General features: G+C 47.1%; 23 protein-coding genes. 7 read left to right on the top strand and 16 right to left on the bottom strand.

All coding sequences use genetic code 11. The annotated features are described in order from the left end of the window. Positions 1–34: 34 nt before the first annotated feature. Positions 35–1,126 carry a branched-chain amino acid aminotransferase gene (locus L5L94_RS15780; RefSeq protein ID WP_263163952.1) on the bottom strand — a complete coding sequence of 364 codons (1,092 nt, stop codon included), beginning with the start codon at positions 1,124–1,126 and terminating at the stop codon, positions 35–37. Between the two features lie 228 nt (positions 1,127–1,354). On the opposite strand from L5L94_RS15780, the gene L5L94_RS15775 reads away from it, so the two are divergent. Then, positions 1,355–1,627, top strand: a complete 273-nt coding sequence (locus L5L94_RS15775; RefSeq protein ID WP_263163950.1) for a Rho-binding antiterminator — start codon at positions 1,355–1,357, stop codon at positions 1,625–1,627. A 13-nt stretch (positions 1,628–1,640) separates the two neighbouring features. Further along, positions 1,641–1,982 carry a hypothetical protein gene (locus L5L94_RS15770; protein WP_263163947.1) on the top strand — a complete coding sequence of 114 codons (342 nt, stop codon included), beginning with the start codon at positions 1,641–1,643 and terminating at the stop codon, positions 1,980–1,982. Between the two features lie 162 nt (positions 1,983–2,144). Here L5L94_RS15770 and L5L94_RS15765 read toward each other — a convergent pair whose 3' ends face one another. Both L5L94_RS15765 and L5L94_RS15760 read right to left on the bottom strand, forming a co-directional pair. Next, positions 2,145–2,498, bottom strand: coding sequence for a RidA family protein (locus L5L94_RS15765; RefSeq protein WP_173248029.1), 354 nt, complete (start codon positions 2,496–2,498; stop codon positions 2,145–2,147). 81 nt (positions 2,499–2,579) lie between these two features. Next, positions 2,580–4,073 carry a Na+/H+ antiporter NhaC family protein gene (locus tag L5L94_RS15760; protein WP_263163944.1) on the bottom strand — a complete coding sequence of 498 codons (1,494 nt, stop codon included), beginning with the start codon at positions 4,071–4,073 and terminating at the stop codon, positions 2,580–2,582. A 179-nt stretch (positions 4,074–4,252) separates the two neighbouring features. Between L5L94_RS15760 and L5L94_RS15755 the strand changes: the two genes are divergently transcribed. Then, a complete protein-coding gene (locus tag L5L94_RS15755; RefSeq protein WP_006083484.1) occupies positions 4,253–4,474 on the top strand; it encodes a cell division protein ZapB in 222 nt (73 codons plus the stop codon). Here the strand turns inward: L5L94_RS15755 and L5L94_RS15750 are convergent. From L5L94_RS15750 to L5L94_RS15720, 7 genes are all read right to left on the bottom strand, one after another. Then, positions 4,471–4,683, bottom strand: a complete 213-nt coding sequence (locus tag L5L94_RS15750; protein WP_006083486.1) for a DUF1107 domain-containing protein — start codon at positions 4,681–4,683, stop codon at positions 4,471–4,473. The two genes, L5L94_RS15755 and L5L94_RS15750, sit on opposite strands and share 4 nt — an antisense overlap. Positions 4,684–5,188: 505 nt before the next feature. Next, positions 5,189–5,797 (bottom strand): thiol:disulfide interchange protein DsbA/DsbL, encoded by a 609-nt coding sequence (locus tag L5L94_RS15745; RefSeq protein WP_263163941.1) that lies wholly within the window; start codon positions 5,795–5,797, stop codon positions 5,189–5,191. Between the two features lie 129 nt (positions 5,798–5,926). After that, positions 5,927–6,949, bottom strand: coding sequence for a serine/threonine protein kinase (locus tag L5L94_RS15740; protein ID WP_263147576.1), 1,023 nt, complete (start codon positions 6,947–6,949; stop codon positions 5,927–5,929). A gap of 2 nt (positions 6,950–6,951) precedes the next feature. Then, positions 6,952–7,284 carry a DUF3630 family protein gene (locus tag L5L94_RS15735; protein WP_263163938.1) on the bottom strand — a complete coding sequence of 111 codons (333 nt, stop codon included), beginning with the start codon at positions 7,282–7,284 and terminating at the stop codon, positions 6,952–6,954. 13 nt (positions 7,285–7,297) lie between these two features. Continuing rightward, positions 7,298–8,752, bottom strand: coding sequence for a protein adenylyltransferase SelO (locus tag L5L94_RS15730; protein ID WP_263163936.1), 1,455 nt, complete (start codon positions 8,750–8,752; stop codon positions 7,298–7,300). A gap of 9 nt (positions 8,753–8,761) precedes the next feature. Further along, positions 8,762–9,073: a hypothetical protein gene (locus L5L94_RS15725; protein ID WP_263163934.1), complete on the bottom strand. Its 312-nt coding sequence runs from the start codon at positions 9,071–9,073 to the stop codon at positions 8,762–8,764. A 143-nt stretch (positions 9,074–9,216) separates the two neighbouring features. Then, the gene (locus L5L94_RS15720; protein WP_263163931.1) at positions 9,217–10,041 is read right to left on the bottom strand and encodes a hypothetical protein; all 825 of its coding nucleotides are present in this window, start codon (positions 10,039–10,041) and stop codon (positions 9,217–9,219) included. Between the two features lie 273 nt (positions 10,042–10,314). Between L5L94_RS15720 and L5L94_RS15715 the strand changes: the two genes are divergently transcribed. The 4 genes from L5L94_RS15715 (at position 10,315) to L5L94_RS15700 (ending at position 12,929) form a co-directional block, all read left to right on the top strand. Further along, complete coding sequence (locus L5L94_RS15715; protein WP_263163928.1) at positions 10,315–10,674, top strand: DsrE/DsrF/TusD sulfur relay family protein; 360 nt, start codon at positions 10,315–10,317, stop codon at positions 10,672–10,674. A gap of 147 nt (positions 10,675–10,821) precedes the next feature. After that, positions 10,822–11,220, top strand: a complete 399-nt coding sequence (locus L5L94_RS15710) for a nitrous oxide-stimulated promoter family protein (protein WP_071940633.1) — start codon at positions 10,822–10,824, stop codon at positions 11,218–11,220. 57 nt (positions 11,221–11,277) lie between these two features. Next, positions 11,278–12,192 (top strand): hypothetical protein, encoded by a 915-nt coding sequence (locus L5L94_RS15705; protein ID WP_198573245.1) that lies wholly within the window; start codon positions 11,278–11,280, stop codon positions 12,190–12,192. A gap of 152 nt (positions 12,193–12,344) precedes the next feature. Next, positions 12,345–12,929 (top strand): YSC84-related protein, encoded by a 585-nt coding sequence (locus tag L5L94_RS15700; RefSeq protein ID WP_219251787.1) that lies wholly within the window; start codon positions 12,345–12,347, stop codon positions 12,927–12,929. A 309-nt stretch (positions 12,930–13,238) separates the two neighbouring features. Here L5L94_RS15700 and arsJ read toward each other — a convergent pair whose 3' ends face one another. From arsJ to L5L94_RS15670, 6 genes are all read right to left on the bottom strand, one after another. After that, positions 13,239–14,486: an organoarsenical effux MFS transporter ArsJ gene (gene arsJ, locus L5L94_RS15695; protein WP_263163926.1), complete on the bottom strand. Its 1,248-nt coding sequence runs from the start codon at positions 14,484–14,486 to the stop codon at positions 13,239–13,241. 5 nt (positions 14,487–14,491) lie between these two features. Then, positions 14,492–15,502 (bottom strand): ArsJ-associated glyceraldehyde-3-phosphate dehydrogenase, encoded by a 1,011-nt coding sequence (locus L5L94_RS15690; protein WP_263163924.1) that lies wholly within the window; start codon positions 15,500–15,502, stop codon positions 14,492–14,494. 56 nt (positions 15,503–15,558) lie between these two features. Next, positions 15,559–16,050: a tyrosine-protein phosphatase gene (locus tag L5L94_RS15685; protein WP_263163921.1), complete on the bottom strand. Its 492-nt coding sequence runs from the start codon at positions 16,048–16,050 to the stop codon at positions 15,559–15,561. A 7-nt stretch (positions 16,051–16,057) separates the two neighbouring features. Then, positions 16,058–16,294, bottom strand: coding sequence for a thioredoxin family protein (locus L5L94_RS15680; protein WP_220777286.1), 237 nt, complete (start codon positions 16,292–16,294; stop codon positions 16,058–16,060). Between the two features lie 11 nt (positions 16,295–16,305). Further along, on the bottom strand, positions 16,306–17,304 hold the full coding sequence (locus L5L94_RS15675) for a permease (protein WP_263163917.1): 999 nt from the start codon (positions 17,302–17,304) through the stop codon (positions 16,306–16,308). 90 nt (positions 17,305–17,394) lie between these two features. After that, positions 17,395–17,742, bottom strand: a complete 348-nt coding sequence (locus tag L5L94_RS15670; protein WP_105250495.1) for a metalloregulator ArsR/SmtB family transcription factor — start codon at positions 17,740–17,742, stop codon at positions 17,395–17,397. Between the last annotated feature and the right edge of the window lie 49 nt (positions 17,743–17,791).

Genomic DNA, 17,791 nt, shown 5'->3' with positions numbered 1-17,791 from the left:
CTCCTAGGAGCCTTTAAACATCACCACAAATTCCTTACTTTGCTAAACGTTTAACACGCTTAACCCAGCCTTCAGGACCTTTAATATGGCCCTTTTGGATTTCGGTATACAGTTTATAGATGCGCTGAACATGCTCACCCACTTCACCATTACCGACAGTGACAACATGGCCATCTTCAAAAATGTAGGAGCCCACAGCAGAAACCACGGCCGCCGTCCCAAAACCACCCGCCTCGATAATTTCACCAGATTCAATATCAGCGATAAATTTATCAAGCATGACAGTCTCTTGGCGCACTTCACAACCGAGCATCTCACCCAATTCCATAATGGATTGCGAGGTGATCGACTTCAAAATAGTATCTGTGAAGGTTGGAATAATCACTGTGCCATCTTTCAGAATGTGGAAATGGTTCATCGCGCCCGCTTCTTCAATCTGTTGATTGGTTGAATCGAGATATAGCACTTGCGATGCACCAAAGGCTGCCGCCGCTTTACCCGCACGCAACGAAGCCGCATAGTTACCCGCGGCTTTTGAGGCGCCAGTGCCACCCGATACTGCACGATGGAAAGTTTTGCTGATCAGTAAGCGTATACCTTTGTTCACGCCAGCCGCGTAATAAGCGCCACTTGGGCTTAACACGACACAGAAGGTATAACGCGAACTTGGGCTCACAGAGAGGCGGTCTTCGGTCGCAAAAATAAAAGGACGAATATACAGACACGCGCCTTCTTGCATCGGGAACCAGAGGCGATCGACATCGATCAACGCATTGATCGCATCCATCTGCATTTGTTCATCGATATTGGGAATACAGACGATATCGGCGGAGCGATTCATCCGCTCGGCATTCTTATTAATGCGGAAAGTATAAATCTCGCCATCTTCGTGCATAAAGGCTTTCGCGCCTTCGAAGATCGACTGGCCATAATGCAACGCCATTGCACCCGGTGCCATTTCAAATGGTCCATAAGGAACGATGCGCGGATCGCACCATTGTCCATCATGATAATCCATCAAAAACATATGATCGGTTCTGAGGCTACCAAAGCCCACATTCCCCTCGGGCTTGAATTGCTCAGTACGGCGCTCAGACGCAGGTTTTAAATTGTAAGTTATTTCCATCGCATACCACCTTGATTACTGAACAAGCAGACTAGGGAGCGACAGGAATAAAGTCAAGAGGGGCGCGCATATCTAAAGGTCTAAGCAAATAAAAACTCGCTAACATGCTTGGCTCAGTCTTTTACACTGCCTTAGATACTAGATAAAACAATCCGCATTGGGTCACACCTAATGCCAATGGCAAGTATTTTTGCCACAATAGGGTCGAACTCCCAATGAGATGATCCAATGTCAGATTATAAAATGATCCCCTGCGCCCACTACGACTATCTCGAACTCGCCTGTCTGCGTGGTTATCAACTCAACATTGAGCTTATTGATGGCACCCAGTGCCAAGGTAAAGCCATCACCACGCAGACAAGAGCCGACAAAACTGAGTGGCTTATCATCCAACTGCAACAAACTAAACAATCCCTTAGACTCGACCATATCGCTGCCATCACATCCCTCGAGCCTAATGCTGAATTTAGCCGAGTACTCATTGCGGCCAAGCAACCCTAGCAAAGGATATAACATGGCAACTATGATTTTATCGGTTGAAATCGGTCACTGGATCGGTGGGCATAACGGCCAATACCCCCATCTCATTGAATTTGATATGGCACATCTGGATAGACCCTTTCAGGTCAGCGAAGGTTGGGGGCATGGTTTAGGAGGCTCCGCTTACTCACTCGCACAATTTGTCGAAACGCCTTATTTCCTCAAACTCAAAACCGAGGCTCCTTGGGCGTTTGCCATTATCGAACAAGGCCTAGCCCAACAAGATATTGAGACTATCGCCAGCGCACTCTCAGAACAATATGGGGATCATCCGCCGCTTGTCCCTGCACATTTAATGGAATACTTATTAGGTTAAAGCTAAAGGGTTTTGTTAGAAGAGAGTGGACCTGCTGAACAATACAGGTTTAGTTAGTGAGGTGTATTGCAGAAAAGCTTCACCGAGTCATGACACTCGGTGACAGGATTCGAAATAGGGATCGAAACAGGCTTCTAAACGGGACGAAAAATAGCTTAGCGCTTAAACCGCAACCGCCGCAATCACTGAGACTTCAACCAAATATTCTGGCTCGGCAATAGCGGCTTGCACACAAGCACGGGCTGGCGCATGACCTTTAGGCACCCAAGCATCCCATACCGCATTCATCGCATCATAATCACCCATATCTTTCAGATAAATAGTCGCTGACAGTAAATGCTCACGCGAACTTCCCGCCTGCGCTAACAAGGTATCGACCTCCTCAAGCATAGTGACAGTTTGCTCGGTGATACCTTGATACTTGTCCTTCGCCACTTGACCACACAGATACACAGTACCTTGGTGGATCACTATACTGCTCATGCGGGTACCTACATCTAAACGGGTAATACTCATATTGATAATCTCTTAAATCAGATGCACTTAAATAAATGGCTCAGCAAGAACCGAATCGGCTATTTTAACGATAAACAGGCTTTATGTCTGCGCCACGAATCTGGGCAAAGGTGAATAAAAACGTGCCATCAAGGCAAATAATCCTAGGCTACAGCTCACCACGGCCAGCCACACTAACGGCGTCACCACGGCTAAATTGACTAATTGAAATCCGACTAAGGCTGCGCATGCCGCGATCAAAGCAAAGGGCAACTGAGTCACCACATGGTCATGGGGAGCGCAACCAGAACTGGTCGCACTGAGCACACTGGTATCTGAAATGGGCGAGCAGTGGTCGCCAAAAACCGACCCCGCCATCACAGCGCTCAGTACCGGTAACAACAAATGAGGATCTAAGTTATGGGCAATCTCTGCGCCAATAGGGATCATAATTGCAAATGTTCCCCAGCTTGAACCCGTCGCAAAAGCCATTATCGCGCAGAGTAAAAACATTCCCGCTACCAGCAGGTGCGGAGAAAGATAAGCCTTAGCCCAAGCAGCCAACAATTTAGCGACGCCAAGATCTTGGATCACAGCGCCAATCATCCAAGTGCAGAGTAAAATCGCAATGGCGAAGGCGATCATGCGAACTCCGTGGCTCAAATCCCCCACTAATGCCGTTAAACGTCGCCCAGACAAGCCTAACATGGCAAGAGTGACCAAGGTTGCCAACAAACAAGCATCGCGCATAGAAGCGCCAATATCAGCCTTAGCAAGCCAGAGTGACACATCCCAAGAAGAAACCTGCTGAGCCCCAGACCACAAAGTTAATCCCACTGAAGCAGACAGCAGAGTCAGCATAGGGATTGCGAGCAGCCAAGGATTTCCCTTAACCTCGACCGTATTGGAGGATTCCACAGCAGTAACAGCAACAAAAGAGTGAAAACCTACGCCATACCAAGCGACGAGTACGGACAAGCCTAAGGTCACTATGGCGTAAAAGTTAAATAATGCCACCTCAATAAAGGCTTCCAGCGGCGACACGGGTAAAAAGCTGATCCCCGCGATAAGCGCCATCACATAAGGGCCCCAACTGGAGAAAGGCAATAGCGCGCATAAAGGCGAAGCATTGGAATCAACTAAATAGGCGAGCTGCTCATGGCGAATACCATAACGCTGGCTGAGCGGCTGACACACATGGCCGACAGCAAGACAACTGAAAATCCCATCGATAAACACTAACCAACCAAGAAATACGACCCCAAGACGCGCCTGACGTTCAGTACGAATACGACTATACAGCCAATCACCAAACTGACCCACGGCACCACCACGTGCTAACAATTGTGTCATGCTACCGAGCAGTAACATAGCGAACAGCACATTGAGATGCCACGCTTGCCAAGCACCTTGGGCATAAAATTGTTTTACACCGATATCAAGCAAATACAACCCAGTTTGCAGCGGATCAAATTGGGCGATTAATAGGGCACCAGAGACAATACCTACACCTAACGCCACCAGCGTGCGGCGTAAAAATAGCGCTAAGGTTAAGGTCAACAGTAGCGGGAGTATGGCGAGCAAACTAGGCGACATGGACCATTCCGATAAAAAATAAAACCAAGAATACTAACGAGTTAATAACAAATGCAAAAAAACTTAATTTAGAACCCAGTAATAGGGTGTTTTTTAACCAAACGGCAAGAATCGCTATTCCTTAAGTTCTAGGCACTGCTAGAATCACAGTCCCATCCAGAAACCATAGGACTCTCCAGATGAGCCTTGAATTACTGTCCAAACTGGAAACCAAAATCCAGGCTGCACTCGAAACTATCGAGCTTCTAAAAATGGAGCTTGAAGAAGAGAAGCAAAAAGCGTCTACGCTGAGTGAGCACAATCAACAATTGAATGCGCAAAACCAGCAACTACAAGAAGAACTCACTTCTTGGAACGAAAAAGTGACTGGCCTTGTTGGCTTGTTAAACAGCGAAATCTAAACTGCATTAGTTTGATGATGCTGCGCTTCGATCAGTTCGTTCAATTCTAAAATAGCCTGCTTCACTTTTGGCAGGCTTTTTCTTGGCAGTAAAAACCGTCCCTTCTCAAATTCCAATCGTCCTAAATCTTTAACCCAAATAACACCAGTGAGAAAAATACGCGCGTGCTTAACGATAAGCTTAGGTGCGTAGACAGGAAAAACTCTCATATGACCACCTACAAGCATTCTTGTTGTTATTGATTACAGTTGTTTGACAGAAACTTTGCCACTTGAGTTTCATCGTTAGAGTGGTATTTTTCATCTTTTATCACCAAAAATACTTAATCGTTTGATTTAGTTAAACTATGAATATGTCACCCTGTGAGCAAAAAAGAAGAACGCCATAATAATGTCGCTTGCCATTTTTTTGACGCACTGCTAAATTATTAGCGTTACTCAGGGTAAAAATGAGTCCTCTGGCTCAAGTCCGTACTTTCTTTTACAAGAAGTACGGTTTTTTTTGCCCATTTTTTGCCTCGTCTTTATTCAATAAGTTCAAACGACTAGCCTACAGAGGCCTAACTCAGTACGCTAAACTCCCTATCAAAGCGCTATTTGCCTTGTTGTTGCCAACCGCCCCAATAAAAAAGAGCCCTTAGGCTCTCTTTAACATGCAATCGATACAGCATTATCATCCGCTCATATGACAGCAGTGCGGGTAACGCCTATCGAACTATTTTTTTGCTAGGTAGAAAGCAATTTCTAACAGCTCGTCGTAGGATTTGATTGCCCCTGTTTCAACACGGTACTTACCGTTAACAACCAGAGCAGGTACACCCGTCAGCTTAGCGTTTTCAGTATCACGCTTCATCTTTGCCATTTGCGCCTTTACCATGAAAGACTCTGCAGCCGCATCGAAGGTTTTACCATCGACACCGTTAGCAATAAACACAGCACGAACATCATCTCGATTAGTAAAATGCTGTTTCTTCTCATGAATAGCAGAGAATAACACCGCATCCATTTTCTCATCGACGTTTAACTGATGTGCGACTGCAAATGCGCGTGACATTTCAACCCCCATCTCTTTGCCGATAAAATCAACGTGTGCTTGGTTAAACGCAACGCCTTCTGGCTTATCGGTGAGAATTTTTGGCACTACGGTTTTAGAGAAAGTAAAACAATGCGGACAATAGAAAGAGAAAAACTCAGTAATCTCAGGCTTCGCAGTTGCTGGGCCATCGTTAATCACTGTGTAATGCACACCTTCTTGGTATTCCACAGCCGATACTGCCAGTGGCGCCATTAACAGAGCCGCGGCCATGAGTAATACTTTTTTCATGAAAATTCCTTAAATCATTTTGATAAATTGGCTGGAGACTAACATATTCCATTTTTTGAGTGTAACTCAAGCTTAAGAGTTCAATCTAATGTCACAAGATACGTCTGTGAACTCATATTTTGCTCAATGCTAATATGGCACTAGGCTCAGTGGTGGTTCGCTAAGGGCAAATAATTGCTCTTTGAACGCCAAAATCTGCTGTTCCCAATACTTTTCATCCCCAAACCACGGGAAGTTCATCGGGAAGGCCGGATCGTCCCAGCGACGGCCAATCCACGCGTTGTAATGCACCATACGCAGCGCCCGCAGCGGTTCAATCAAGGCTAACTGTCTTGTATCAAACTCACAAAATTCTTCATAGGCTTCGAGTAAGATCTCAAGCTGCATCAGTTGCTGCGCTCTATCCCCGGTTAGCATCATCCATAAATCTTGAATCGCCGGTCCCATGCGAGCATCGTCTAAATCGACGAATCCGGGACCGTCTGGCGTCCACAAAATATTGCCTGGGTGTAAATCGCCGTGTAAGCGAATGGCCGCAAAATCTTGGCGATCCCAAATCGCATTCGCCTTAGCCAGCACCTGCTCTACTACGGTAAAGAACGGCAAGCGTAGGCTATTAGGCACCAGATTAGATTGCTTTAACCAGGCAAGTGGCTCGGCGCCTAAAATCTGCGGATTCAGCGGTTCACGTTCAGCAAATACCGTTTGCGCCGCGTACTGATGTATACGACCGATGAACCGACCCACTAATTCCAGCTGCTCTAAATTATCGACTTCGAAGGCGCGACCACCCAAGGAAGGAAACAGGGTAAATCGATAACCTTGGTACTTGTGTAACGTATGGCCTTCGATAATTACAGGTACGGCAATCGGGATATCTTCTGCCGCGAGTGCGAGCGCATAATCATGTTCCTCTTGGATCTGCGCATCGCTCCAACGGTCTGGGCGATAGAACTTCACCACATAACGCAGTCCTTCATCGCTACGGAACTGATAAACGCGGTTCTCGTAACTGTTCAGCGCGAGTAAGCCCGTTTCTGGGTACACGCCCAGACTTTCGATCGCATCTAAGATCAAATCCGGCGTTAGGGCTTGAAAATGGAACTCTGCGCCGCTAGAACTCGTGGTTGGTGGCGTCATATTCTGACTCATATTCAGTTCACTCTTAGGTGAGGTTGCAGCAAAGTGGCTAAGTATTCCAGCACCTCAAAATCGGCTTCTCGTTCGGTCGAGAGCCAGCAAATGTTGCCGTAAAACTCATAATTGAGCCATAACTGGCTGCCTTCAAATTCTAATAACCATTGATGCCTGTCGGCGCCCCACTGACGCTCGCGCACAGTGCAATCGAGCGCCGCGGCTAAGGGTTCGGCAAAGTCGGCGAAACGATCAAAATCGATATCCGCACTGACCGCTAAACTTAAGGCGTTTCTATCTAAGCTAATGGTATCTAAGCTTATGGCTTTTAAATGCGTGCTTGGTAATTTCATGCTTGTTATCCCATCAACTACTACATGACATGATCAAACCTTGGCCCCAGTCCGGTGGACGCTTGGCTAAGTCTTCATGCTCTGCGTGTTCGGCAAAGGGCTGAGTTAAGATTTTTTGCAGCAAATGCAGCGGCGCAAGATTACCCTCTTCCACCGCGATTATCGCCTCTTGGGCTAAATAGTTACGCAAAATATATTTGGGATTCACACTATTGCGCTCAGTTTGCCACGCAGGGATATCAGCCACCACGCCCAATCGCTGTTGATAGGCTTGATACCAAGCATCAAACTGACTGACATCGATAAAGTCATCCCGTAGCACACTGTGTTTGCTGGTTGGATCTAACTTGCCTAATTGACGCCAAGTCTGAGTGTAATCGAGTTGATTTTTCTCCATCAGCACAGTAAATCGACCTATAAGTTCAAGATCCTGTTTGTCTTGCTCCACCGACGAAACATCCACTGCTGATAGACCTAGTTTTGCCCGCATCAAGCGCAAATAAGGCTGCACTAGCGCCTCTTGGTATTGATTAAGAATGGCAATTAAGTCATCGGATGGGATCACTGGTGTGAGCGCCTGCGCTAAACGTTGCAAGTTCCACAAACCGACTCCCGGCTGCTGACCAAAGGCATAGCGACCTTCGGGATCAGAATGATTACAGATAAAGTCTTCTTGGAATGTATCGAGGAACGCAAAGGGACCGAAGTCAAAACTGTCACCTAGAATCGACATATTGTCTGTGTTCATCACGCCATGGGCAAACCCGACCGCCTGCCAGTGGGCAATCATCTTAGCGGTATCTTGCACTACCTGTAAAAACCACGCTTTATAACCTGCGGCATCACAACTCAAATGGGGATAATGCTGAGTAATAGTGAAGTTGAGTAATTGAGTCAGCTTGTCGGCACGGCCGCGCTCACTGTGGCAGAAAAACTCGAAATGACCGAAACGAATGTGGCTGCGGGCTAAACGTACGGTAATGGCTGCGGTTTCTTGGCTCTCACGCCATACGGGCAAATCAGAGCCAATCACGGCCAAAGCGCGGGTCGTCGGCACCTGCAGATGATGCAGCGCCTCAGAGACTAAAAACTCGCGCACCGCGGAGCGCATCACAGCGCGGCCATCACCACGGCGCGAATAAGGCGTCGGACCGCCACCTTTAAGGGCGACATCCCATGCGCCATTTGGACCAATCGCTTCACCTAAAATGATCGAACGTCCATCCCCTAAGCGCGGCGTGTAACCGCCAAATTGGTGGCCGCTATACACTTGGGCATAGTAGGTCGCGCCATCGACGGCAGCATTGCCAGATAAGCCCAATAACAGCTCATCGGTGGGCTGGCTCAAGCCAATCAATTGGGCGGCGTCATTACTCCATGCCAGCCATTCAGGCTTAGTTATCCCTTGTGGATATACTTGCGAGTAAAACTTAGGCAGCTGAGTAAAAAAATCCTGTTTAAACTTCATCTTGTCCACCTATTGGCTCATGGTCTTGCAAACCAGCACCGACTTATCGTCGAACTCGCATAGGTGCCCACATTGATAAGATCCAAGGCCAAAACCACTCACGCCAGAACGACTTAGACGTTGCATACCATGAGCCTTGCTCTGGCATTGCGCTAGAGTATCGTAGTAACCATTAATATCTTCGGCCTGCAAAGGTGTCACCGGAATGGCACTCACATCGGTATAATAAAATAGGGTCCATTCTGGGGTTTTAGTACAGCCACTGAGTAGCAATAATCCAAGCCCGAATAAGACATTCGGTAAGGCATAGCTTAGTTTCATTTTTCCCCTATTAAGCCCATAAAAAAAGCGAACATTAGTTCGCCTTTTGCGCATTCAGTTAGCAGGGATTCTACACTGCTTAGACGAGGGAAATAACCGCTTTTCGACTAAGGGTTTACCCGCTAAGCGCTCCCTACAACATATCAAGCCGTGGTTGCTTTAGTCTGTGCTTTCTCAATCCGGTTGATTCGGCCCTCAAAGCCTGTGACAGTGCCATCGCTCAGCCCAAGCTCGAGTGCTTTACGACAGATGACAATGGCGGCATCGAAGGCTTGAGTATCATTTAGCAAGGTGGCTAAATGCAGGAAACCGGAAGATTTAAGCTCAGTATCTTTGCCTTGCTCGGCGCTAGCCGCTTGGAACAGTGCAATATACTCTTCCGCTAATTGAGCACCATAGTTGAGGTAATCCGCCGATTTACGCTGTTTGTAGCATTCAGCTATCATATTTTGCAGCGCGGTATAGCGAGCACTGGCTGACGTCGCTCCTTGATACTCCTCAAAGGCCCGAACTAAAGTCACATTCGCCCAAGCCCCTGGCGCACCGACCTCAGAACGTGTGTTCGATGCTGGCTCTGCGTCAGCTTGTTCATCTGTAGGCGTAGTGCCTAAAATGATCACCGCCTCTTCGTTATGGGCTGCAGGTATATCGACTTCGATGATATCTGTGTCTAGCGCCACCGAAATGCTCGCAGGGCTTTCGGTCTCACGGGGCATTAATTCGGCTTCAACTTCGATAACGGGCTCTACTTCAGCCACGCCAGTATCCTCAACCCTTTTAACTGGCTCAGGTTCTAAACGCTCGGGCTCAGCAGCGGAGAAAATAGGTGCCTCTTCGGTGGGAACTACAGGTTTTACCGAGGTCGACTTGGGTTTCATCGCCTCTTGTTCTTCTTTCGCTAATCGCTGCGCGCGAAGGAATAAAAACACCCCGACAGCAATCAGTATAAATACGACTAAGATCTTCATTCTTGTTCACCTTTGATGGCCGCTTCTCATCAGAAGCCGTGTCAATGGGTTTGCCAACGTCCATCAGGACAGTGTCCATGGCAACCGAGTCTAGCTAAAAATTGAGCAGAGATTAACCGCTATTAAAGTCCATTGTGTCGGTGCAAATCAAGTATTTATGCCTTTTTATACGATCTTGCGCTCAAATAGTTATAGCCAATTGCGCTAGACTGGCACAATCGAGTTCCCTAATCCCCCCATCCACCTGCTTATAACAAACATAAGGAAAACCTGATGCAAAGTATTCTTATCGTGGCCCATGCCAGTCCCTACGGAACAGAAAAGCTATTTAATAGCTTACGCATCGCATTAGCCCTGAAGGATCAGGACGAGCAAGCGGTCGATCTTAAACTTTTTCTCATGTCAGATGCCGTGTTTGGCGCACTCAAAAATCAAACCACACCTGACTTAAGCTACAACCTGCAGCAGATGTTTGAAATTCTCTCGGCACAGCAAGTTCCGATTCTACTTTGCAAGACCTGCGCTAAAGCACGAGGCGTCACTGCGGAAATGATTATCGAAGGTGCGCACATAGGCACACTACAAGATTTAACTCGCTGGACACTGGTCGCCGACAAAGTGATGCATATCTAAGGTTTATTTTTAGGTGTGACATTGGGGATAGTTGGATTATTTAAAGCCCCATTTTGTGCGCACCTTCATAAATTGGTGCTTTCGTTTTGTCAGCGCCAATTTCACTGCCTATGATGGGATATCCGAGTGACAAGCTAAGGTATTCCAATGGGCACAGCCACACTGCTTACGGGCAAACTCCTGTACGAACACCAAACCATTGCCGCAATGGTGACAATTTATTGCAAGGCGAAACACCAAGGCCAAGACGCGACGAGCCTATGTGCAGATTGCATTGAGTTATTGGATTATGCCGCAACACGCCTAGATCGCTGCCCCTACGGACAAAACAAACCCACTTGTAATAAATGCCCAGTGCATTGCTACAAACCCGCGCAGAAACAAATCGTCAAAGAGATCATGATCTTTTCTGGTCCACGGATGTTATTACCGCATCCCGTTCGTGCAATCAAGCACTTACTCGCAGAACGCATTCCTGTTCCCAGCGTTGTGCCCGAGGCGGCTTCAAATCGCCATCAGCGCATAGCAAGCCAACAGAAAAACTAACGGCGATACTTTTACCGAGCCGATTTCCCTGATATAACAGGGCTCGAGGTATCGCATATGAACGAGTTTCATAGTTTTTTCACTCAAGCTTACTGGTGGTTGTCATTATTTGGAGGCGTACATTGCCTCGCGTTAGCTATTTATATTCGCTATTTTTATCACCCAGACGCTAACCAAAAACTCCTCGCCGCTTTCTTAAGTCTTATTGCTCTATACTTCCTCACGGGTATGTTGAACCGCGATAACAGTCCAATTCCCATTCATATCCTATTCAATCTGATTAACCCTATCTATTTTTTGCTCATGCCTTTGCTCTATCTATATTGCAAACGCAGTTTAGCACCAACCAATAAACCGCTAGGGTTTTCAAAGCATTACTGGCCATCTGCATTCACATTAGTTTTCGCCATTTTAGATATTGCCCTAAGATTAACTGCGCATCCCATCAACGAGTGGCAACCCATAGCTCTGATGCTTAAAGAAATGAGTATCAGCCAATGGGGCGCTCTACTCCCAGCGCTGTTATCTGTACAAACCTGTTTTTACTTTATCGCGCTGTGGATGTTGTTTCGTCGACATAAGCGCAATCAAAGAGATGTCACTCAAACCCAAGAGGCGCTCGGCACCATTCGGTTTCGTTGGTTGATAAGCTTGACCTTGGCCATGTTGTTGAATTGGTTAATCCGCGTATTTGTGGTGATTTTGCCTTTCTATCTTGGTGATAATCTATCGCTACTTTCCCACGCATTGCCAAGGCTGACCTTACTACTGAGCATGTATATGCTGGCGGTGTATGGGCTAAAGCAAATCACCCGCTCTGCCTACTTAAAAGGCCGCATGGCCGAACCAGAGTTAGAGCAACGCCCACTCGTCATTGAAAATATTCTCACCCCAGAGGAGTATGAATTTTTGCATCAAGTTCAGCAGGACGATGCAGAAAAAAACCAAGGTTCTTCGCCACCTAAGAACTAATTGGCGAAACTGCACTCCAATCATCACCACCAATATCACTCCAACCATTAAGTCGAACACTGAACCTAAGCTGACACATATGTCACTTTTGGCTGTTATTTGTGTCGATAAAGGCTAGTCTGGAACAACTAAAGACTTGAAGAGGCGTTACCATGAAATCATTTTTAACAGCCATTGCGGCATCAACATGCCTTATTGTGAGCCTATTTGCTGCCCCAACTGCACATGCAGATGAAAGCTACGATCAGGCAGTAGTCAATTTCCAAAAAGCGAAAGAAACCAGTAAATTTTTCGATACAGCCTATGGCTATGCTTTATTCCCAACTGTGGGTAAAGGCGGAATTGGGATCGGCGCAGCCTATGGCAAGGGCCGAGTCTACCAAGGCGGTGCCTATATGGGTGATTCGAGTCTGACTCAATTATCCATCGGTTTTCAATTAGGTGGACAAGCCTACAGCGAGATCATCTTCTTTAAAGATGCCAAAGCCTATGAAGCCTTCACGAGCGGCAGTTTCGAGTTTGACGCCCAAGCGTCGGCAGTTGCCATCAACATGGGAGCAAGCGCTCAAGCAGGAACCACAGGCAACTCAGCAGGCGCAGGCCAATCGGGTGGTAATCGCTCGGCGAGCGGCTCTTATATCAACGGTATGGCAGTATTTACCGCAGCAAAAGGCGGCTTAATGTTTGAAGCCGCTCTTGCGGGTCAAGCCTTTAGCTTTGAGCCTAAAGCTAACTAAGACGAGCCATTCGGCTGTGATATCAAACGGCGAGCCTAAATGCTCGCCGTTTTTTCTTAAATGATTACCTCAAGCTTCTGACTCAGATGTTCTAACTAAAACCAAGTCATTAGAATTGAGCAACATAAGTTGAAATGTATATAGTTGTGCGATTGGGAATAGCGACATAATGACGTGTATAAAACAGGCTGAAATAGAGAGAGTTGTTTGCTCAAAATCAAAAAACTTCAGTTAACAAAATACCCTCCATACTTTGGTGGGCATTGAATAAAAACAACCGCAACAACTCAGGGATAGCTTAGGTAAGTATTAAGCACCATCTGATATCGCTTTATGCCGAGGCAGTTTGATTGAGATAAGCGCCGCTAACGCAATAAATGCCGCCGATATCCACAGACAAGCCGCCATGCCATACACTTGATACACCCAGCCAGACAACACAGTCCCGATCAAACGCCCCATAGCATTAGCCATGTAGTAAAAACCCACATCTAACGATACGCCATCTTCATCCGCATAACTGACGATAAGATAGCTGTGTAATGAAGAGTTGATCGCGAATAAGGCGCCAAACAGCATCAATCCCCAAATCAGTATATTCGCGGCATGGAAGTCATAACTTATCGCCAGCGCAATGCCTGCCGGCACTATGCTCAATATCGCCGCCCAACCTAAGGCGCTACGTCCATCGGGAACCTTGTTTTTGCCCGCCGACTTTGTCCCCGTCAAGCGAGGTGCGAAGCCTTGCACTATGCCATAACCTATCACCCAGAGTGCGAGAAAACCGCCGACATACCAATGATCCCAACCAAAGGCTGAGGCCAAATAAACGGGTAAAGCCACCACAAACCACACATCCCGCGCACCAAACAAAAACATGCGTGCGGCAGAAAGCGTGTTTACCGCCGGACTCTTAGAGAAAATTTCCGTGAACTTAGGTTTGTTTTTGGCTTTACCTAAATCGCGCTGCAAACTTAACAGACTAAAAATCCACACCAGCAATAGGCAAATCGCCATGCCTAACACGGCCTGCTGGAATCCCAGGGTCAGTAAGGCGCCGCCCAAGAAGAACCCCGCGCCCTTTAGCGCATTTTTGGAGCCAGTGAGCATAGCAACCCACTTATACAGCTCACCCTGAGCATCATTGGGCACCAACAACTTGATACTGCTTTTAGCGCTCATCTTATTGAGATCTTTAGCGATACCCGACAAGGCCTGCGCCGCCATAACCCAAGCAACCGTCAGCATACCGCTAGGCACAAGCAGCATGCTAAGGGCGACAATCTGCATAAATAGGCCCACATTCATGGTCTTATTTAAGCCTAAACGCGCCCCGAGCCAGCCGCCGACTAAGTTCGTTACCACCCCAAAGATTTCATAGAAGAGGAATAGCATGGCAATTTGCAGCGGGCTATAACCTAAGCCATGAAAATGGAGCACCACTAACATACGTAATGCGCCATCGGTAAGCGTGAATGCCCAATAGTTGCCTGTGACCACCAAATACTGGCGGATCTCGGGTGATATGTTAGACAAGAACCCTGTCAGCTTACCCATAAAGCTTATGCCTTATCCATCAGACCGACCATGCGGGCCAGTTCGACGGTGCGATTGGTATAGCCCCACTCGTTGTCATACCAAGCGTAGAGTTTGACCTGAGTGCCATTGATTATCATGGTCGATAGCGCATCGATAATGCTCGAACGCGGATCGGTTTTATAATCGACTGAGACTAATGGACGTTCCTCATAACCTAAAATGCCTTTTAGCGGTCCGTCTGCAGCTTCTTTTAACAGGCGATTGACCTCAGCTTCGGTCGTTTTGCGACTCACCTCGAACACGCAATCGGTTAATGAGGCATTCGCTAATGGCACCCGCACCGCATGGCCGTTGAGCTTACCTTTGAGTTCAGGGAAAATATGGGTAATGGCCGTCGCTGAGCCTGTTGTCGTAGGGATAAGGCTTAAACCACAGGCCCGCGCCCGGCGGAGATCTTTATGCGGTGCATCTAAGATAGTTTGAGTGTTGGTAATATCGTGAATAGTCGTCATGGAACCATGCACTATGCCGAGGTTTTCGTGGATCACTTTGACGATTGGCGCCAAACAGTTAGTAGTACAGGAGGCCGCAGTCACAATCGGATGAATGGCTTTGTCATAGAGTTGATGATTCACTCCCATGACAACGTTTAACACGCCCTCTTCTTTAACGGGCGCTGTGACCACAACGCGTTTAACGCCTTGATCTAAATAAGCTTGTAGCACTTCTTTGGTTTTCATCTTACCCGAGGCTTCAATCACTACATCGCAGGCGGACCAATCGGTTTCGGCGATGGTTTTATTGCGAGTACAGCGAATACGCTTGCCATCGATAATGATGTCATCACCATCGGCATTGGCTTCGTACTGCCAGCGACCATGCACAGAGTCGAATGTCAGCAAATGGGCTAAGGTCGCCGCATCCCCTGCGGGATCATTAATCTGCACAAACTCAACCTCTTCCCAGCCCCAAGCGGCGCGTAATGCTAAACGTCCCATACGGCCAAAGCCATTTATCCCGATTTTGATTGTCATACCAGCATCCTTCACACTCAGTTTTATATTAGGTGTTTTATATTATTTGTTTAAGATTAAAGCGTTATCTGTTCGATATAGCCGCGTTGATGCACATTGGTTAAGGCATTAGGGCGAATGGATTGCACTTGAGTTATCACTTCTGCCAAGGAGCCTCCCGCCAGTAACAGCAAGATTGCCGCCATTAATCCTGTGCGACCGGAACCACCGCGACAATGAATCGCAATCGTCGCTTTGTTTTGCATCAAGGTCAGCAGTTCTGCTCTGTGCTTTACAAACGCTAACTCAAATTCCTCTGCGGGCGATGCATCATCTTCTATGGGTAAATGCAGCCAAAGGATCCCCGCTTCACGGCAAATATCGGGCAATAATGCAGCTCCAAATGTTTGCAATTCGGCCAACGGCATTAAAGTGATAATGACCTCAGTCCCCGCATCTTTAAGATTGGCAACTGCATCCGCTAGGGGGACAGATTTAGTCCCAGGGCAAGGGGTAAAAATCAACCTAGCGCCACTCTCTAGCGGCAAAATATCAAATGGATGTGACATTAAAGTGTTACCCCACTAACCAGGATTCAATCATGGCTCTATGGGGAATGGAGCCCCAATGCACTAGCTTCTCATCAATCACCACAGCGGGCGTACTCATCACCTTATAATCCATGATGACTTCTGGATTGGTTTCCTTCACCAGAGAAATACCGATGCCCTTCTCGTTGGCAATGGCCGTAATGATCTCAGCGGTTTTAGTGCATTTAGCGCATCCGCTACCTAATACTTTGATGTTTAACATTTTTATAATTCTCACAGAATGGGACCTATAGCGTTAAAGATCCAACCGATTAAGGTGAATGAAATCAATAAAATAGCAAAAACGATGGCCAGCAAACGCCATTGCATCACCTGCTTGAGCAAAATGAACTCGGGAAAACTGGCGGCAACCGTTGCCATACAAAATGCTAATGTCGTCCCTACGGGCAAGCCATTAGTGATAAGGCTCTCCATGATAGGGATAACCCCTGTGGCATTGGAATACAGAGGAATACCAATCAATACCGCCGCAGGAACTGACCACCATTGACCATCGCCTAAGTGGGCTTCAATCCAACCGTCAGGCACAAATCCATGGAGTGCGGCGCCAAGCCCAACCCCAATAATGACCCATTTCCACACTCTGCCAAAAATCTCTAGGGTCTCGCCTTTCGCAAATTCATGCCGTTCCGTTAACGTCATGGATGTTGATGTTATACCCTCGCTATTATCGTGACTTGCTTGCGCCTTACCTTGTTCGAGTGCTTTGGCGGCAAAGGACTGCAGCCAACGCTCAGCGCGAATCGTGTCCAAAAATGCCCCCGCCAACATACCCACTGACATGCCGACTAGCACGTATATCACAGTGAACTGCCAGCCCAGCAGACTCACAAGCAACAGAACGGCGACTTCATTAATTAACGGCGAAGTGATCAGAAACGCCATAGTGATCCCAACGGGGATCCCCGCGGAAGTGAAACCTAAAAAAACCGGAATACTCGAACATGAGCAGAATGGGGTAACAGCGCCAAAACCCGATCCCATAATGTAACCGACAAAACGATTTTTACCCGCCAAGTAATCCCGAACACGCTCGACATTGAGCGAGGCCCGCACCAAAGCGATGCCATAAATCATCAGCAACAGGAGCGCAAAAATCTTAGTGGTATCTTCAATAAAAAAATGGATGGCGTCGGCGAGCTTAGTATTGGGCTCTAACCCCATCAAATCAAAAGTTAACCAGCTCGCTAAATCTGAAAATATTTGCAGCATTGTTACGCCACCTTAATATTAAGCAAAACTTTAGACACGTAAATATATGAAAAAACGTATATTTGAGGTTAAATTTTTGCTGCTAGTCTTCTAGCAGCAAGCTTTAGCACGGTCAGGACGCCCGCCCATCTTGCACAAATTACGCATATTTTCTTCAAGGAATACAGTGTTTTGGTTGGTAACTTCACTCAGCACTAACTGACTCCATTCGGGTAAGTCATTATTGATACGATAGAAAATCCATTGCCCCTGACGGCGATCAACTAATAAACCGCATTTACGTAATTGGGCCAAATGTCGCGAAATCTTAGGCTGGGTCTCTTGCAATGCCTCGGTCAATTCACAGACACAGAGCTCTCCCTCTTGCTGGATCAACATCATGCAACGCAAGCGGGTTTCATCGGCTAAACATTTAAAAAACTGGGTTGGATTAATCATTGATGCCCTTAGACTGAACTAATACAAACATTTTGATCCTTTTGTTAAC

It is taken from the genome of Shewanella sp. SM21 (assembly GCF_025654335.1).
GTDB classification, from domain to species: domain Bacteria; phylum Pseudomonadota; class Gammaproteobacteria; order Enterobacterales; family Shewanellaceae; genus Shewanella; species Shewanella oncorhynchi.
The sequence above is the reverse complement of the archived record's forward strand: the minus strand, read 5'-3'. Positions and strand labels throughout refer to the sequence as shown.